At 60.9% G+C, this 15,929-nt stretch carries 17 protein-coding genes; 8 read left to right on the top strand and 9 right to left on the bottom strand.

All coding sequences use genetic code 11. The features are described from left to right. Positions 1 to 31: 31 nt before the first annotated feature. Positions 32 to 3,589, top strand: coding sequence for a DNA polymerase III subunit alpha (locus tag ACZ500_RS25095; protein WP_464230169.1), 3,558 nt, complete (start codon positions 32 to 34; stop codon positions 3,587 to 3,589). Here the strand turns inward: ACZ500_RS25095 and ACZ500_RS25090 are convergent. Next, positions 3,526 to 3,789 (bottom strand): hypothetical protein, encoded by a 264-nt coding sequence (locus tag ACZ500_RS25090; protein ID WP_464230168.1) that lies wholly within the window; start codon positions 3,787 to 3,789, stop codon positions 3,526 to 3,528. The genes ACZ500_RS25095 and ACZ500_RS25090 overlap by 64 nt on opposite strands. Positions 3,790 to 3,849: 60 nt before the next feature. Here ACZ500_RS25090 and ACZ500_RS25085 point away from each other — a divergent pair, with 60 nt between their 5' ends. Together ACZ500_RS25085 and ACZ500_RS25080 are read left to right on the top strand one after the other, a co-directional pair. Then, on the top strand, positions 3,850 to 4,002 hold the full coding sequence (locus ACZ500_RS25085) for a hypothetical protein (RefSeq protein ID WP_464230167.1): 153 nt from the start codon (positions 3,850 to 3,852) through the stop codon (positions 4,000 to 4,002). A 150-nt stretch (positions 4,003 to 4,152) separates the two neighbouring features. Further along, on the top strand, positions 4,153 to 4,923 hold the full coding sequence (locus tag ACZ500_RS25080) for an enoyl-CoA hydratase/isomerase family protein (RefSeq protein WP_464230166.1): 771 nt from the start codon (positions 4,153 to 4,155) through the stop codon (positions 4,921 to 4,923). Here the strand turns inward: ACZ500_RS25080 and ACZ500_RS25075 are convergent. Next, a complete protein-coding gene (locus ACZ500_RS25075) occupies positions 4,910 to 5,863 on the bottom strand; it encodes a hypothetical protein (RefSeq protein WP_464230165.1) in 954 nt (317 codons plus the stop codon). The two genes, ACZ500_RS25080 and ACZ500_RS25075, sit on opposite strands and share 14 nt — an antisense overlap. A gap of 142 nt (positions 5,864 to 6,005) precedes the next feature. On the opposite strand from ACZ500_RS25075, the gene ACZ500_RS25070 reads away from it, so the two are divergent. The 4 genes from ACZ500_RS25070 (at position 6,006) to queG (ending at position 10,219) form a co-directional block, all read left to right on the top strand. Then, positions 6,006 to 7,262, top strand: coding sequence for an AmpG family muropeptide MFS transporter (locus ACZ500_RS25070; protein ID WP_464230164.1), 1,257 nt, complete (start codon positions 6,006 to 6,008; stop codon positions 7,260 to 7,262). A 239-nt stretch (positions 7,263 to 7,501) separates the two neighbouring features. Continuing rightward, positions 7,502 to 7,924, top strand: a complete 423-nt coding sequence (locus tag ACZ500_RS25065) for a hypothetical protein (protein WP_464230163.1) — start codon at positions 7,502 to 7,504, stop codon at positions 7,922 to 7,924. 267 nt (positions 7,925 to 8,191) lie between these two features. Next, on the top strand, positions 8,192 to 9,079 hold the full coding sequence (gene map / locus ACZ500_RS25060) for a type I methionyl aminopeptidase (RefSeq protein ID WP_464230162.1): 888 nt from the start codon (positions 8,192 to 8,194) through the stop codon (positions 9,077 to 9,079). A gap of 102 nt (positions 9,080 to 9,181) precedes the next feature. Further along, positions 9,182 to 10,219, top strand: a complete 1,038-nt coding sequence (queG, locus tag ACZ500_RS25055) for a tRNA epoxyqueuosine(34) reductase QueG (RefSeq protein ID WP_464230161.1) — start codon at positions 9,182 to 9,184, stop codon at positions 10,217 to 10,219. Here the strand turns inward: queG and ACZ500_RS25050 are convergent. The 3 genes from ACZ500_RS25050 to ACZ500_RS25040 form a co-directional block, all read right to left on the bottom strand. Then, positions 10,199 to 10,807, bottom strand: a complete 609-nt coding sequence (locus tag ACZ500_RS25050; protein ID WP_464230160.1) for a flavodoxin family protein — start codon at positions 10,805 to 10,807, stop codon at positions 10,199 to 10,201. The genes queG and ACZ500_RS25050 overlap by 21 nt on opposite strands. 65 nt (positions 10,808 to 10,872) lie before the next feature. Next, a complete protein-coding gene (locus tag ACZ500_RS25045; RefSeq protein WP_464230159.1) occupies positions 10,873 to 11,430 on the bottom strand; it encodes a class I SAM-dependent methyltransferase in 558 nt (185 codons plus the stop codon). Further along, a complete protein-coding gene (locus ACZ500_RS25040; protein ID WP_464230158.1) occupies positions 11,417 to 12,304 on the bottom strand; it encodes an alpha/beta hydrolase in 888 nt (295 codons plus the stop codon). Before ACZ500_RS25040 ends, ACZ500_RS25045 begins: the two co-directional genes overlap by 14 nt. A gap of 162 nt (positions 12,305 to 12,466) precedes the next feature. On the opposite strand from ACZ500_RS25040, the gene ACZ500_RS25035 reads away from it, so the two are divergent. After that, positions 12,467 to 12,991, top strand: coding sequence for an HNH endonuclease (locus ACZ500_RS25035; RefSeq protein ID WP_464230157.1), 525 nt, complete (start codon positions 12,467 to 12,469; stop codon positions 12,989 to 12,991). A gap of 12 nt (positions 12,992 to 13,003) precedes the next feature. Here ACZ500_RS25035 and ACZ500_RS25030 read toward each other — a convergent pair whose 3' ends face one another. The 4 genes from ACZ500_RS25030 to ACZ500_RS25015 form a co-directional block, all read right to left on the bottom strand. Beyond that, complete coding sequence (locus tag ACZ500_RS25030) at positions 13,004 to 13,423, bottom strand: HIT family protein (protein WP_464230156.1); 420 nt, start codon at positions 13,421 to 13,423, stop codon at positions 13,004 to 13,006. Between the two features lies 1 nt (position 13,424). Then, entirely contained in the window at positions 13,425 to 13,766 is a 342-nt protein-coding gene (locus tag ACZ500_RS25025; protein ID WP_464230155.1) for a hypothetical protein, read from the bottom strand. Positions 13,767 to 13,906: 140 nt separating this feature from the next. After that, positions 13,907 to 14,617, bottom strand: coding sequence for a M48 family metallopeptidase (locus ACZ500_RS25020; protein ID WP_464230154.1), 711 nt, complete (start codon positions 14,615 to 14,617; stop codon positions 13,907 to 13,909). 17 nt (positions 14,618 to 14,634) lie between these two features. After that, entirely contained in the window at positions 14,635 to 15,840 is a 1,206-nt protein-coding gene (locus ACZ500_RS25015; RefSeq protein ID WP_464230153.1) for an acyl-CoA dehydrogenase family protein, read from the bottom strand. Between the last annotated feature and the right edge of the window lie 89 nt (positions 15,841 to 15,929).

Genomic DNA, 15,929 nt, shown 5'->3' with positions numbered 1-15,929 from the left:
GTTGTGTTCATTTTGTCCATTAGGAGGAATCTTGACAACCGCAAACTCTTTCGTTCATCTCCACGTGCACACCGAATTCAGTCTGCTCGACGGAGCCATCCGGATCGGCCAGATGCTGGATAAGGCCGCGGCGCTCGGAATGAGCGCCGTCGCGGTGACCGATCACGGGAACATGTTCGGAACCGTTCAATTCTCCCAGCAGGCGGCCAAGGCGGGCATCAAACCCGTCATCGGCTGCGAGGTCTATCTCGCACCGGGCGACCGGCGCGACCGTTCTCCAGCGCCGGACGGAAGCCCCAGCGCCTACCACCTGATCCTGCTCGTCACGAACCCGGAAGGGTACCGCAACCTGTGCCGCCTGGTCACGCTCGGCCACCTCGAAGGGTTTTATTACCACCCCCGCGTGGATATGGCGCTTCTGAGGGAGCACAATCAGGGCCTCATCGCCCTGTCCGCCTGCCTCAAAGGGATCGTTCCCCACCTCATCCAGCAGGGGCGGATGGAAACGGCCCGTGAGAAGGCCCTGGAACTGGCGGCGATCTTCGATCATAACCGGTTTTTCCTCGAGGTCCAGGCAAACCGGATGCCCGAACAGGTTGCGCTGAACCGTGCGCTCAGAGCGATGTCCGACGATCTTTCCCTCCCTCTGGCAGCAACCAACGACTGCCACTATCTCAACCGGGCCGATGCCGAGGCACATGATGTGCTCCTCTGCATCCAGACCGGCAAGACCCTCGAGGATGAAAAGCGCATGCGCTTTCCCTCCGACGAGTTCTATTTCAAATCCCAGGAGGAGATGGCGGCGGATCTGCCGGGCTTCGAGGACGCCCTCTCCAACACGGCCGCCATCGCCGGACGCTGCGATTTCGAACTGGAACTCGGCCATTACAAATACCCTGTCTTTCATCTGCCCGAAGGTCAGAGCCTCGAGGAGCGGGTGACCGAGGACGCCGAAAAGGGTCTGGAATCCCGCTTAACGGAGTTTGAAGCCGAAGGCCGTGCCCCCTCCGCCGATCTGATCAGGGCCTACCGCGAAAGGCTCGACTACGAACTCGGTATCATCAAGAAGATGGGGTTTGCCGGCTACTTCCTCATCGTCGCCGATTTCATCGAATATGCCCGCGGAAAACAGATCCCGGTCGGACCCGGCCGGGGGTCCGCCGCCGGATCACTGGCCGCCTACTGCCTCCGGATCACGAACATCGACCCCATCCGCTACGGTCTCCTCTTCGAGCGTTTTCTGAACCCGCAGCGCATCAGCATGCCTGATATCGACATCGACTTCTGCATCAACGGCCGGGAAGAGGTCATTCAGTACGTCACCGAAAAATACGGCCGGGACAACGTCGGGCAGATCATCACCTTCGGGACCATGAAGGCCCGTGCGGCCATCCGCGACGTCGGGCGCAGCCTCAACATCCCCCTAAAGGATGTCGACCGGATCGCCAAGCTCGTGCCCGAAGGGCCGCGGGTAACCCTCGAGCAGGCTCTTACAGAGGAGCCTGAACTCCGCAAACTGGAGCAGAGCGACCCCGCGATCCGCAAGCTCCTGGCCATTTCCCGCTCCCTCGAAGGGCTTTCCCGCCACGCCTCGACACATGCCTCGGGCGTGGTGATCTCCGACCGGCCCCTCGTCGAGTATTTGCCGCTCTTCAAAGGGGCGCGGGACGAAATCATGACCCAGTTCACCATGGACCGGATCGAGCAACTGGGGCTGATCAAGTTCGATTTTCTGGGTCTGAAGACCCTCACCGTGATCCGGCAGGCCCTGGATCTGATCAAACAGACCACCGGCCAGGAACTGGATCTGGAAAAGATCCCCCTGGACGACCTTGCAACCTATCAGCTTTGCTGCGAAGGGAAGACAACGGGGGTCTTCCAACTGGAAAGCTCCGGGATGAAGGAACTGCTGAGACGCCTCAAACCCGGTGTTTTCGAAGACATGGTGGCCCTGGTGGCCCTCTATCGGCCCGGGCCCCTCGGAAGCAACATGGTGGAGGATTTCATCAACGGGAAGCACGGCCACACCCGAATCCGCTACGCACTCCCGCAGCTGGAACCAATCCTCAAGGAGACCTACGGGGTCATCCTTTACCAGGAACAGGTCATGAAGATCGCCCAGGTCCTCGCCGACTACAGTCTCGCCGAGGCGGATGAGCTGCGCAAGGCCATCGGCAAAAAGAAGGTCGAGGTCATGGCCCAGCACCAGGCCCGCTTTACGGAAGGCGCGGCCAGGAACGGTGTGAATGCAACCAAAGCGGAAAACCTTTTCAACCTGATCGAGAAGTTCGGCGGGTACGGCTTCAACAAGTCCCATTCAGCCGCCTATGCCCTGATCGCCTACCAGACGGCCTATCTGAAGGCCCATTTTCCGGTGGAGTTCATGGCGGCCCTGCTGACCCAGGACATGGGAAACCAAGACAAAACCATCAAGAACATCGCTGAATGCCGCGAGATGGGGATTCAGATCCTGCCCCCGGATATCAACGAAAGCCAGGCGGATTTTTCGGTGAACGACGGCAGGATCCGCTTCGGGCTTGCCGCCGTCAAGAACGTGGGGATCAAGGCCGTCGAAGTCGTCATCGACGAACGGCGAAACAATGGACCTTTCACCGGGCTGTCAGACTTCTGCCGCCGGGTGGAGAACGGCAAGGTCTCGAAGCGGGTGATCGAATGTCTGATTCAATGCGGGGCTTTCGACTTTACCGGCCAGTTCCGCTCGCGGCTCTTCGCGGGGATCGAGGACATCCTCAAGCGTTGCGGCAGGAACACCGACCCGAACCAGCTCAGCATCTTCGCGGCCCTGGAGGCACAGAACGGCGGTCCGTCGCATTTCGAAGGGCTCCCCGAGATCGACGAGTGGTCCGAAAAAGAAAGGCTGGCCCTGGAGAAGGAAGCCCTCGGCTTCTATATCACCGGGCATCCTCTGGACCGGTTCCAGCAGGTGCTTGAACGGGTCGCCGACTGCACCGTTCAGGGGCTTTCCGCAAAAGAGGACAAATCCCTGGTCAAAATCGCCGGGGTCGTCGGGGAACTCAAGCTGAAACGCACCAGGAAAGGCGACAGAATGGCCGTATTCCAACTCGAAGACCTGACCGGCTCAACCGAAGTCGTCCTTTTTCCGGAGGCCTTCGCCCGCTGCAGTTCACTCCTCAAGGGCGACGATCCCATTCTGGTTTGCGGACCCGTGGAAATCGGCGAAAGCTCCGCCAAGATCGTCGCCCAGGAGGTCGAGGCCCTCAGTGCGGCCCGGCAGCGCGCCGTCAGGGCCATGGCCATCCATCTGGAGGAGAAGGAAATCACCCGCCCGCTGATCGAGGACCTTCGCAATATCGCTTTCCGGTACCCCGGGAGCTGCCGCCTGCTCTTCGCGGTCACCACCCCGGAGGGCGGCGAGATTCGGATCGCCGCCCACGAGCGCTTCAGGGTTCAGCCCTGCCCGGAACTTCTGGGAGAGATCGAAACGCTGGTGGGAATCGGCCACCACGAGTTCTATTTCGACCAAACGGCAGCCGACCACGCCGGTTACCTTCCGCCCATTTCCTCCTCCAGATCCCTTACATATTGCCCGATCAACACACCGAGGTAGATGCAGACATTTCCCTCCATGCAGGAGTCGGCATCTTTCCGGTCGAGGAAGGCATGCCGTTGATGCGGCCCCTTCTGAAAGGTCACCACCCAGGCATCTTTGTCTTCGTCCATCACGAGATCCATGGACAGGCCGTATTTGGTGATCTCGGGATACATCTGCAAAAGTTTTTGTTTGAGATCCTCTTTTGTGTAGCTCATGATGACCCTCCTTGGTTTGAGTGGACTTTGCCGAATATCATACCATGTTTCCATCCGGAAATGGTCTTTTTTGCCAATCCCTGCGTCAACCTTCACGTTTGCTTGTGCGGCGGCCTACAGTTCGTCTCCATGCAAATGATTGATTTTGTTGATATTAGAAAAGCCGGGATCCGCCACGAAGCGGCAGGACCGACAGCCCAAGGCGGTCGATAAAACATCCATCATTGGGAAAAGAACAGGGCGTTTTCTGTGAACACCGCGCTTGCGCGCTCGACCGGCGGCGGATAATATGCACAGGAAAGTGCCCGGAAAATCCCGGTATACCGAAAACACACCAAACGAACCCGGCACCGAGGAAAACATATGCACACCGTCATCACGGAAATGCGCGCGGAGACCGCGATTCTCACGTTGAACCGTCCGGACAAACGCAACGCCCTGAACGCTCGACTGCGCGCCGAACTTCGGGAGCACCTGGAGCGGATCGAGGCTTCCCGACATGTCCGTGCAGTCATCATCACCGGCGCCGGAGAAGCGTTTGCGGCAGGCGCCGACATCGCCGCCATGCAGAGCTATACCCCTGCGGATGCGCAGGTTGCAGCCGAGGAGGGCTGCGCGCTCTTCGCCTTCCTGGAGGAGATGCGCGTTCCCGTCATTGCGGCCGTCAACGGTTGGGCCCTCGGCGGGGGATGTGAACTTGCCCTCGCATGCGATATGCGGATCTGTGCGCCGGAGGCCCGTTTCGGCCAACCGGAGATTCGTCTGGGGCTCATCCCGGCCTACGGGGCCCTCTTCCGTCTGCCTCGCCTGGTGGGTCCGGCCAAGGCTAAGGAGATGGTCTACACCGGCCGGCTCCTAGATGCGCGGGAAGCCCTCGAGGCAGGGGTCGTCAGTGAAATCATCCCCGGGGACCAACTCCTGCACCGCGCCCTTGAACTTGCTGACGCCGTTTTGCCCGCCGCCCTGGCGGTCAGCGCGGCCAAGAAAATCCTCAATCGAGCCTTCGATCTCACGCGCGGTGAAACCGATGCCCTCGCTGCCTCCCTATACGCCGGCCTTTACCGATCCGAAGACCTGCACGAAGGTCTGAACGCCTTCCTCGAGAAGCGCAAACCGCAGTTCAAGGGGCGGTAATCGGAAGGCCGGCGTGCCCGTAGGCCGACAAGCTCCCGGCCCGCCGCTCCGTAAAGCGTCTTTCGAGTTCATGGACCGTCCGTCCGCGACCCGGATCGGCAAGGTAAAGGTACGGCTCCGCGTCCATCGAGGGCGCCCGGCCGGCAGCCCACTGCTCGATCCGCAATAGGGCCTCGATCGATTTGTCCCAGACCGGATACCCCTGGTCATCCAGTGGCACCACCCCCTCAGGGGGCCGCGACGAGATGTTGTTGATATCCACCAGCCGGATCGCGCCTGCCCTGTCGATGAGCAGATTGCCCACACCCGATAGATCGGGCATCAGGCCGGCCTCGGCAACCAGCCGCTTGGTCCTGGCGACGAATATTTGCGCTTTTTCTTTTACGGCCTCGACCTGGATGCCCTCTCCCGAGGCTCCACCCGTCCGTTCGGTCTCACGGGCGATCAGCCTCAGGAGCGTTTGCAACCGTCGATCGGAGAGTTGAGCCCAGGGATCGAACACCGCACCTTCCACATATTCCTGCAAACCGCAAAGCAGGACCTCCGGAAGTCCTTCGAAGCTGCAACTGACCAGGAATTCTTCCGAAAGGGCCAGGCACTCCGGACCCAGAAACCGTATTACCTGCTTCACCCTCGCAATCTCATTTTCGGCCTCCTGGAGTCCGGCAAAACGGGTCCTGAATATCCGCAGGATTTTCACGGGCTTCGCACTGGGAAAAACCCGCACGCCCTCCTGCACAATCCCCTCCCTCTCGCGCCGGACGGCCTCCGGATCGAGCACCGCCAAAATGTGAGAACGTAGTCCGGCCCTGTGGTACCGTCTAAAAACGTAGACCGGCGGATTTCGGATGAAACCGAGCGCCAGGACGTCCTCCGGCTTCAGAAACGGCGTGGTGCGGATATCCTCCATGATGCTGTCCTTAAGCGGGCGCTCATTCACGCCCCGGTGAAAAAGCCCGAGCTATTCCCTTCCAAAACGCCGGCTTTTGTGGCAGGGTGGCTTCCAACGGCGGCGCGGCCCAGCCCGCCGCCTTTCCCAACCGCCGCTTGTTTAGACGAATCGAGGAGATCGAACCCTGCCGATGTCTGCAACCCTTCGCACCCTCTTCAGCGGGCGCATGCTCGTGGCCCTGATCATGGGTTTTTCGAGCGGCCTGCCCCTGCTCCTGACCATCTCCGTCCTCCAGGCCTGGATGAAGGAAGAAGGAGTCGATCTCTCGATCATCGGCCTGATGGCCCTGGTCGGCCTTCCCTACACCATCAAATTCCTCTGGGCACCGATCCTGGATCGTTTCACGCCGCCGTTTCTGGGACGCCGGCGCGGCTGGCTCCTGATCACCCAGATCGCCCTGGCGGCCGCCATCGCGGGGCTCGGCTTTACGGATCCGGTCCAAATGCCCTGGATGGTCGCCTTCGCCGCATTCCTCGTCACCTTTTTCAGCGCCTCCCAGGATATCGTGATCGATGCCTACCGGCGCGAAGATCTATCCGACGAGGAGCTCGGGCTCGGGTCTTCTCTCTACATCAACGGCTATCGCGTCGGGATGCTCCTCGCCTCCGGCGGCGGCCTGATCCTCGCGGACCGCCTATCCTTTACCAGCGTCTACCTGATCATGGCTGCATGCATGCTGCCGGGGGTCCTCACGACGCTCTGCGCCCGTGAACCCGAGGTCCTGGAAGGCGCGCCGCGAACGCTGCGGGATGCGGTCGTTCAACCGCTGACGGATTATTTCAAACGCCCACAGGCCCTGTGGATTCTGACCTTCATCCTCCTTTACAAAATCGGCGACACGATGGCAAGCGCCATGACTACCCCATTCTATCTGGATTTGGGCTTCACCAAGACCCAAATCGGTACGGTCGTAAAGCTTTTCGGCTTCTGGGCCACGATCGGGGGGGCGCTTCTGGGGGGCATCACCATGCTCCGTCTCGGGATCAACCGCGCCCTCTGGGTCTTCGGGGTCCTGCAGGCCGTTTCGACCGCCGGCTTCGCCGCCCTCGCCCGCATCGGACCCAGCATCCCGGCCCTGTCGGGTGTCATCGCCTTCGAAAATCTTTCCGGCGGGATGGGAACCGCAGCGTATGCGGCCTTCATGGCCAGCATCACCAACCGCCGCTTTACGGCCACCCAATATGCGCTCCTGAGCAGCCTGATGGGCATCCCCCGCGTCATGGCATCCGCCCCGACCGGGTACATGGCCAAGGCATTCGGCTGGGAGGGGTTTTTTATCCTTTGCACGCTCATCGCAATCCCCGGAATGCTGCTGCTCTTGAAATTCGCCCCCTGGGGAAAGGCACACCCCGAGTCCGGCCAAACTCACGCACCGCGTCCAATGTAAGACACCGGCATTTCCGGATTGGAAACTGGATGGTACCGGGAAATCATTTCCGGATGGACACCAAATAGCTTTATCTCCGGCGTTAAACCGAATTCTATCTGTCATGATTTACGATCCCGACCCCTCGCATCCCGGGTCCCGGACCCAATCCTGCAGACCGGCGTTGATTTCGGAACCCGCATCTGCTATGGTGCCCGTATTGACTAGCCTCGGCTCCGTCCGGGCCCGGAGGTCTGAAAATGATAAGACGGATGGCGATCCACCCTTGCCTGCGGCTGGTGCCCGTGCTGATGCTCGTTTGGCTCTTCTCCCAGGCTGCGCGGGCCGAGGATCCCCAGGACCCCTGTACGGCACTGCGGCAGGAGATCCAAACCCTTCGTAAGGCCATCACCGCCCTGGAGGACACCAACAACCTTTTCGTGGAAAATCTGGCAAACTGCGCCGAGGAAAACCAGTCCCTCGCGGAACGTCTCGAGGGCTCCCCAAACCCGGTTTCCGCCGCTGAAGAAGCGGAAAGGCAGCGGCTCATCGATCTTCTGCGCCGGCGCCTTTCAGGCGATGATCCCCTGATCTATCTCCACAAACTGAATCCGGATGAATTGGAAGCCCTGATTGCAGCGGTAGAAAAAGGGTGCGTTTCCGAGACGCAGCATGCGCCCTGAAACCGATTTCTCCGGGTGCGTGCGGTTCTTCGCGCTCCATGCACGGCCAGACCACCAGCCGACGTGACGTGAACCCGAGCGCCAGCCGGGCCGTTCCTGAACAGGTCGATGCGTGGGTTGCCCGTTATCCGGGACCGGGAAACGGGTTTTGCGTTACAGCGCCCCAGACCGCACGCGGCATGAGGCCTTTTCCAAAAAATGCACCGCTTGCCGGCCTTCCCCGAAGAGGCCGGCGGTTTTTGAATTTCAAAGAAATCGAGACTCCAAATGAAAAACAAGATCGTCAAGGTTGGCCGCAACGACCCCTGCCCCTGCGGCAGCGGCCTCAAATACAAAAAGTGCTGTCTTCCCCGCGAACAAGCCGGCCAAACGAACCGGAAGGATCTTTACTGGAGGCGGCATCGGATCCGGATCAAGGAACCTATCGACATCGAAGGGATCCGGCGGGCCGGAAAGGTCGCGATCGCCACATTGGACCTGGTGGAATCCCAGCTCAGGATCGGCATGACCACCGATGAGATCAACACGATCGTCCACGAGTTTACGATCGAGCAGGGTGCCGTCTCCGCACCGCTCCATTATCGCGGGTTTCCGAAGAGCGTCTGCACCTCGGTGAACGAGGTCATCTGCCACGGCATACCGGGGGATCAGACGCTGAAGGACGGCGACATCGTCAACGTCGACGTGACACCGATCCTGAACGGCTATTATGCCGATACCAGCAAGACCTTCTATATCGGGACCCCCGGACCGGACGCCCGAAAGATAGTGGAAACAGCGAGGCAGTGCCTGAAGCTCGGGCTCGAGGCCGTGGCCCCGGGGCATACCGTCGGGGATATCGGCTGGGCGATACAGCACTACGCCGAGGCGCAGGGCTGCTCCGTGGTCCGGGAATTCGTCGGGCACGGGGTAGGCTTCGAATTCCACGAACCGCCGCAGATATCCCATTACGGCCGCCAAGGGGAGGGGATCGTGTTGATCCCCGGCATGGTCTTCACCGTGGAACCGATGATCAACCTCGGGAGGAAGGAACTCGAGGTGCTGGATGACAACTGGACGGCGATTACGCTCGACCGGTCGCTTTCCGCGCAGTTCGAGCAAACGATCGTCGTCACGGAAGACGGCTTCGAAAGCCTGACGCCATACGATCTGTAGCGCAGTCTCGGGCCGGCCAGGCGGGTCCTGAGTGCCTGCGAAGCCCGGAAACAATCCGTAAGGAGGGGGGGATGCGCTTGAATCCGCGGCCCTTCAGGAGAAATGACGTCGGGGTCCGTAAAACCCCTCAGCCGGACGTCGGCGCTCGGGGTCGGCATGTCCGATGAAACACCGTCCGAAGTGGAACATCCGGATGAAACGGGGCCGTTCACATCCATGCACGCACCCGATAGCGCCGTTTTCGAGCGGAGAGCGAGGGAACTGGGCTTTTTGCGGTCGGGGTTCTCCCCCGCGGAGACCCCGCTTTACTACGCGGCCTTCCGGAACTGGATCGCCGCGGGGCGTTGCGGCGACATGCACTGGATCGCAAGACATGCCGAGCTGCGCCGCCACCCCTCCCGTCTCCTCGAAGGGTGCCGGACCGTCATTTCCCTGGCCTACCCTTACTCGCCTCACAAGCCTGTGACATCGGACGGCTTCGAGACGGCGCGGTTCAGCGAGCCCCGGCAACCCGACTATCATGACCGTCTCAGAAAACGCGCCCGCCCCCTGCTGGATCTTCTTCGCACCTGGGACCCGCAGAGCAGAAACAGGGTCTGCGTGGATTCCGCGCCCATCCTGGAGCGAAGCTTCGCCCTGCGCGCGGGCATCGGTTTCATCGGCAAGAACAACCTCCTCATCGTCCCCGGATACGGCTCCTACGTTTTTCTGATCGAGATCCTGACCACCATCCCCTTCGCGCCGACCCTGGATACCCTGCCGGAGGACCTTTGCGGGTCATGCGACCGGTGCCTGGCTGCCTGCCCATCCGGCGCCCTCACAGGGCCCCGATGCTGCGATGCGCGCCGCTGCCTCTCCTATCGTACCATCGAATGCCGCGATCCCGTAGAGGCCGATGCCGCCAAGGCCATGGGCCTCTGCTTTTTCGGCTGCGATGTCTGCCAGGAGGTCTGCCCGTTCAATCCGGCCCCGGAGACCAAGGATCCGTGCCTTCCCGGCGCGGCCGACATCCTGGACATGGACGCGGCGGCATTCGCGCTCATATTCGGAAAGAGTGCCTTCGCACGTAGCGGTCTCGAAAAGATCAAGGGCAATCTCCGGGCGGTGATGCGTACGGCCTCAGCACGCCGCCGGGGGTAATCCGCCTTTGCGCTCCGCCTCGACCGCCTGCCGGCCGAACCGGAACGCCTCTTCGAGCATCTCGGGCTGCTGCTTCAGGTCCGATCGCTTCTCGAGGCCCCTGGCAAAAAGACCTTCGCCGCAATGCATGTCCAAGGCGTCGAAGAAGTAGCGCGCCTCCATTCGGGCCCCATCGAAAAGCGTCTTCCCTTTGGTGGCTCCCGCGGCGATCAGATACCCCGTGCCGCCGTCGTAGCGCTTGCGCTCCTCACGCGTCTTGACCAGCATGCGGCGCGCCCACACGGCCTGGCAGCGATCCACCAGGGCCTTGGCCTGGGCCGTAATGCCGTAGAAAAAGATCGGCGAGGCCAGGAATATCACCGACGCGTCGGCCAGCATCGGGTACACGCCCTGCATATCGTCCTTGACGACACACTCGCCGGTCTTGTCGCAACCGCCGCACTCGATGCACCCGGAAATCTTCAGTTCGCGGACGTAGATGCGCTTTGTTTCCGCACCGGCCGCCTGGGCGCCATCGAGTGCGCTGTCCAGGAGACGGTCTGTGTTCCCCGCTTTGCGGGGACTGCCATAGATGCCCAGTACCTTCATCGCTCATCCTTTCATCGAGGGTGTCGTTTTCGCGGGCAAGGCCCAGGGAGGGGTCCAGGATTCCATCAGGGGGAGTCCGAACTCCTCTTGCGGCAGACAATCTCGGCCATTGCACGGTCGGGGTCCGGCCTGACGCCTTCCCAGGAATGAATCACCTCCCAGTCCTCGAACCAACTGAGAAGCTCCCCGGGGTTCAGCAGGTGATCCGGATTGCGCGGACGCCCCAGCAGCCGCTGCGCTGTGGTGAAGGTGCAGTACATCAGGATTCCGCCTTCCAACAGCGCCTTCCGGAGGCACGGGATCAACGGCCTGTGCAGATAGCGGAAGACGAGTATCCCTCCGAAGCATTGCCCCTCGAAGGGGTTTTCCCCTGGCTTTTCGAGATCGACCTCCCTGAGTGTCACGTCGACACCTGCCTCTGCAGCCGATCGGCGGGCCTTCTCGAGCATCTCCTTCGAGACGTCGCACAGGGTCACGTGCAATCCGAGTTTTGCCAGGAAGATCCCATTCCGCCCGTCACCACAGGCCACATCCAGGACCCCGCCACGGAAGCGGTCGGGTCTGAAGAGCCCCGCATAGGCAGGCAGAAGCGGATGCGGCCTGACGGGATCACGCGGCTTCACGAGATCCCCCGTCGCATCCCAAGGATCCGAGATGGCGCTCCACGAAGGCTTTGATTGCCTCGGGGTACCTCGGATCGAGGCTGGCGCTGCTGTGATCGCTTTCACAGGCCACAAAGAGTTCGGCTTTCCCTGCGGGGAAAGCGTCCCTCAGGCTCCACGCATGCCGGAGCGGAAAATGCTGGTCCTTTTCGCCATGAATCAGGAGGACAGGACAATGGAGGGAAGGGGCGATCCGGACAGGGCTCACCTGATCCATGCGAAACCGGTAGAACAGATCCATCCATGCCACTACGGCGGGCGCAAACACCAGACCGAAGAACCGGTTGAAATTCCGGTAGAGGCGCAGCAGGGCCTCCCGCGTCCGGGCATAGCACCCTTCCAGAAAAAGAAGCCGCACCATCTCCGGGTTGCGCCCCGCCGCAATGATGGCCCCTGCGGCCCCCGCCGAATGCCCGTAGAGGAGAAGCGGCCGGCCGATCCAGTGCATGACCGTTTCGATGTCCTCGGCGAATCGGAAGGCGTTCATGAAGGGATAGGGGCTGGAGCCGCCGTGATCCCGCGCGCTGTGCAGGACGGTCGTAAATCCGAGACCTCCGAAGACCCTGGCCCGCCCAACCATCCGGTCGCGATTGCGGCTCCACCCATGGGCGAGGAGGACGATCCCGCGCGAGGCCGCCGGCCCTCCCTCGGGCTCGACCCGCCAGACCTCCAGGAAGCCACCCTCGACCGCCGGGATGCGCACATCCTCGACCCTCCCCCAGTCCGGCAGATCCCGAACCGGATGACGGGGGACGCGATGGACCACATAGGTCAAAAGAAGACTGATGCAAAGATAGAGGATGAGAACCGTCAGGATCCCATAGAAAACCGCCACGAAATCTCACCTTTCAACCGCATCGATCCCTGGAAGGCGCAACACGGTCATAACCGGGTCCAAATCTACTTTTTACTTGATTATTCCAGATACTTGGGTTATGATTTTTGCGTTTTGCGGTCGTTCATCCCGATCCCAAACCTCCATACGGGTGAAGGTCTCATGGATAGGGTCCTGCTGCTGAACATCACGTATGAACCTCTCAAGATCATCAACTGGCGAAAGGCGGTGACGCTGCTTTCGCTCGGCAAGGTTGAGGTCCTGGAGGAATACGGCCGCGAAATCCACTCGGTCAGCTTTCAGATCAAACTGCCGGCCGTCGTGAGGCTTTTAAGGCTCGTCAGACGCCCTCCGAAACCGGTCAAATTCTCCCGCCAGAATATCTATGCCCGGGACAAGTACGCCTGTCAATACTGCGGCGAAACCTTTGCGCCCGAGGAGCTGACCTATGACCATGTCATCCCACGCTCACGGGGTGGAAAGACGGAATGGGGAAACATCGTCAGCTGCTGCGTCGAGTGCAACCGCAGGAAAGGCGGCCGCACGCCTCAGGAGGCGGGCATGAGGCTGGTCCAGAAACCCTGCCGCCCCAAGTGGCTCCCCGTCCTGAAAATCACCATCGGCATCCATGAGGTGCCGACTTCCTGGCGTGACTATCTCTATTGGAACATGGAACTGATGGAGTAACCCCCGGTCGATTCAGCCGACCGCCGCTGCGATCCTCTCACTGAGCCGGCCGATCGCCTCCATGTCCCCGGGCTTGATCTCCCAACTCGATACGGGCAGCTGTGGCTCCTGCGCCGAGCGTGGGATCAGGTGCAGGTGGTAGTGCATCACCACCTGATTCACCCCGCGCCCGTTCAGCTGCAGGCAGGCGATACCGACCGGCGCGAGCGCCTTCCTCAAAGCACCGGCGATCCGCTTTCCAGCCAGCTGGACAGCGGAAAAATCCTCGCGGGAAATCTCCCAGAGGTTTTCGGCGTGTTTCTTCGGGATGACCAGGGTGTGTCCAGCCGTAATCGGGTTGATGTCGGCAAAGGCCAGGACCCGCTCGTCCTCCCAGATCTTGAAACAGGGGATCTCCCCCCGGACGATCTTACAGAAGATGCACTCTCCCACCTCAATCCTCCTCCTTTTCCACAGGATGCTCATCGACCTGAACCGCACCGATGCGACCCAGGATATCCAGCACCGCCTGCTCCTGCGCAGGGTCCGGATGTGTATTGCGCCGCAGATTCAATGAACGGAGAATATCGTATGTTCCATCCGGGAAAACCACCGGAATCCGGCTGTTATAATCCGGATCGGCGCAGCACCCGGGTGCGAAATACCTGCCGGGCCGTTTGCCCTCTCGCAGGAGGCGCACCGCAGCACGATAGTCTGCCGGGCTCAAGACCCTACCCGGTTCGTTCCTGAATGTCGCCACCCATTCACCCGGGACAAAAGAACGCTTGCCAGCCATGTCGTCCTCCTTCGAGCCAGAGGCTGAAACACCGGTGGAACGCGGGAAAAGACAAGCCGCACCCGCGACTCCCGACGCTCCTATCCTAATCGCCGACGCGCGGGATGTCGAGATCCAAAAAATGGCCGAAAATGTGTGTATCAAAACCATCCGGGTACACGCTTCCAGGCGGTCTGCAAAGCAGCGTCCCTGGATCTGTATCCCGGATCGTGCCTCTCCAGCAAAGCCCAGAACTCCTGTGAATGATTCATGTGCACCGTGTGACAGAGTTCGTGCAGCATGACATACTCCACCCACTCAGGGGGCAGAAACAGAAGCTTGCAGTTGAGGCTGATGGTCTTCCGGCTCGAGCAGCTGCCCCAGCGGGTTTTCTGACACTTGACCGAGACCCGGCCAAACCGGAAACCCCTCTGGCGGGCGAGCACATTCGCCCACTCGGGTAAAACGCCCTTGGCCTTCTGAACCACCCACGCGCGCAGGGCGGCCCGGGCAGCCTCAGCGTCAGTTGCCCCGCCGCAAAGGATCAGTTCGCGACCATCGCCTTCAACGATTCGGATCCCCGCCGAGCGGGAGGGTAGAAACCCGACCTTGAATTCGGCGCCGATCGCCTGCAGGGCGATTTTGTCCGGCAATGCGGCCTCGGCACACGCTGCGCCCACTGCACTCCGCCGCGCGAGACGCGCCTGCGCCCGCTCGAGCCAACCATCCTTCTCCTCGAGGATTGCAGGGATCCTCCCCCGATCGAAGCCCTCGGGCACTACCACAACAAGCCCTTCACGCAGCGACAACTCGAGCCGGACGCGTCCTGCGCGCGGACTCTCCCTGACCCTGTACTCTTTTCGACCCGCCACGACCCGCCTCCAAGGCCTCAGATCAGGTTCATGCGGATGAAATCCAGGTTCAGTTTCTTGAGGATCCTGACCATGTTGTTGAGCTGGACCTCCACCGTTCCTTCGTAGATCTCCACGATCCGGTTGTCGCGATACCTCCGCTCGACTTCCTGCTCCAGAAAATAGCCGTACCCCCCGAAAACGGTGATCGTCTCGTCGATCACCTGCTTGGCCGTTTCAGGGACGTGATGCTTCACCATGGATGTGAACAGCGGAATGGCGGAGGCCATCTGCTCCGTTCGGTTGTCGCACAACCAGGCCGAATAGTAGGTCATCCATTTCATGGACTGGATCTGGCTCCACAACCTCCCGAGTTTGTGCCCGATGGCCTGGAAGTCGATGATGGGCTTTTCGAATTGCCGCCTTTCCCGCGCGTGCTTGAGCGCCTTCAGAAACGCGCCTTCCGCGTTGCCCAGGGCCTGGGCCCCGATCTCGATGCGGCTTTCATCCAGAAAATCGAGAATGTTCAGAAGACCGCGGCCCCTTTCCCCTAAGATGTTTTCCTTTGGAACCTTCAGGTTGTGAAAGACCACCTCGCCGCTCGAGGTCGTCCGAAGCCCCATCTTGTGGGGGATCTCGTTGATCTCCATCCGGCCTTCGAGCCACGAGGCGGAATCCCGTTCGACGAGGATCGTCGACATCCCTTTTCCCGGAGGCGCATCGGCGTCTTCCTGCGCCAGCACGATGAAGAAATCGGCGTAGGCCGCGTTGGTCGTAAAGACTTTCACACCGTTCAGGACAAACCCGTCGGCGGTTTCCGTCAGGGTGGTCTCCATGCTCCTGAGGTCGCTTCCGTGATTCGGTTCGGTGAACGATACGGCGGAGACCCACCTCCCCTCGGTCAAGGGCGTCAGGTATTTCTGCTTCTGCTGCGGCGTCCCGAAGATCCGCACGATCTTGGCCGGAAGGTACGCCAGATGGATCGCCATCCCGAGACCCGAATCCGCCTTGCAGAACTCCTCGATGACGAGGACGTTTTCCATGACCCCCATCCCGCCGCCGCCGATCTCTTCGGAATAATCGATCCCGATGAAGCCGAGCCCCCCCGCCTTCTCATAGAGTTCCCTGGGAAAGCGGTGATTGAATTCACACTCTTGCGCGAGTTCGGGTTTGAATTCCCCCCTTGCAAACTCCGCCGCCGCCCGCTTGATATCCTTCTGCTCCCTGCTCAAAGAAAAATCCATTGCGTGGCACCTCCCTGGACGATTCTCGAATCGCGCTCCCCAGAAAATTTATGGCATGCTGCTACTGCAAACAATATCCCCGCAAAGAC

The sequence above is a fragment of the Desulfatiglans parachlorophenolica genome (assembly GCF_055394735.1).
This window is presented reverse-complemented; position numbering and strand designations above follow the sequence as displayed.

Bases quoted from the DNA above. Each gene is read 5' to 3' on its own strand.
- ACZ500_RS25090 (WP_464230168.1), bottom strand. From the start codon at position 3,789: ATGAGCTACACAAAAGAGGATCTCAAACAAAAACTTTTGCAGATGTAT.
- ACZ500_RS25085 (WP_464230167.1), top strand. From the start codon at position 3,850: ATGGTCTTTTTTGCCAATCCCTGCGTCAACCTTCACGTTTGCTTGTGC.
- ACZ500_RS25080 (WP_464230166.1), top strand. From the start codon at position 4,153: ATGCACACCGTCATCACGGAAATGCGCGCGGAGACCGCGATTCTCACG.
- ACZ500_RS25070 (WP_464230164.1), top strand. From the start codon at position 6,006: ATGTCTGCAACCCTTCGCACCCTCTTCAGCGGGCGCATGCTCGTGGCC.
- ACZ500_RS25065 (WP_464230163.1), top strand. From the start codon at position 7,502: ATGATAAGACGGATGGCGATCCACCCTTGCCTGCGGCTGGTGCCCGTG.
- map (WP_464230162.1), top strand. From the start codon at position 8,192: ATGAAAAACAAGATCGTCAAGGTTGGCCGCAACGACCCCTGCCCCTGC.
- queG (WP_464230161.1), top strand. From the start codon at position 9,182: ATGACGTCGGGGTCCGTAAAACCCCTCAGCCGGACGTCGGCGCTCGGG.
- ACZ500_RS25050 (WP_464230160.1), bottom strand. From the start codon at position 10,807: ATGAAGGTACTGGGCATCTATGGCAGTCCCCGCAAAGCGGGGAACACA.
- ACZ500_RS25035 (WP_464230157.1), top strand. From the start codon at position 12,467: ATGGATAGGGTCCTGCTGCTGAACATCACGTATGAACCTCTCAAGATC.
- ACZ500_RS25025 (WP_464230155.1), bottom strand. From the start codon at position 13,766: ATGGCTGGCAAGCGTTCTTTTGTCCCGGGTGAATGGGTGGCGACATTC.
- ACZ500_RS25015 (WP_464230153.1), bottom strand. From the start codon at position 15,840: ATGGATTTTTCTTTGAGCAGGGAGCAGAAGGATATCAAGCGGGCGGCG.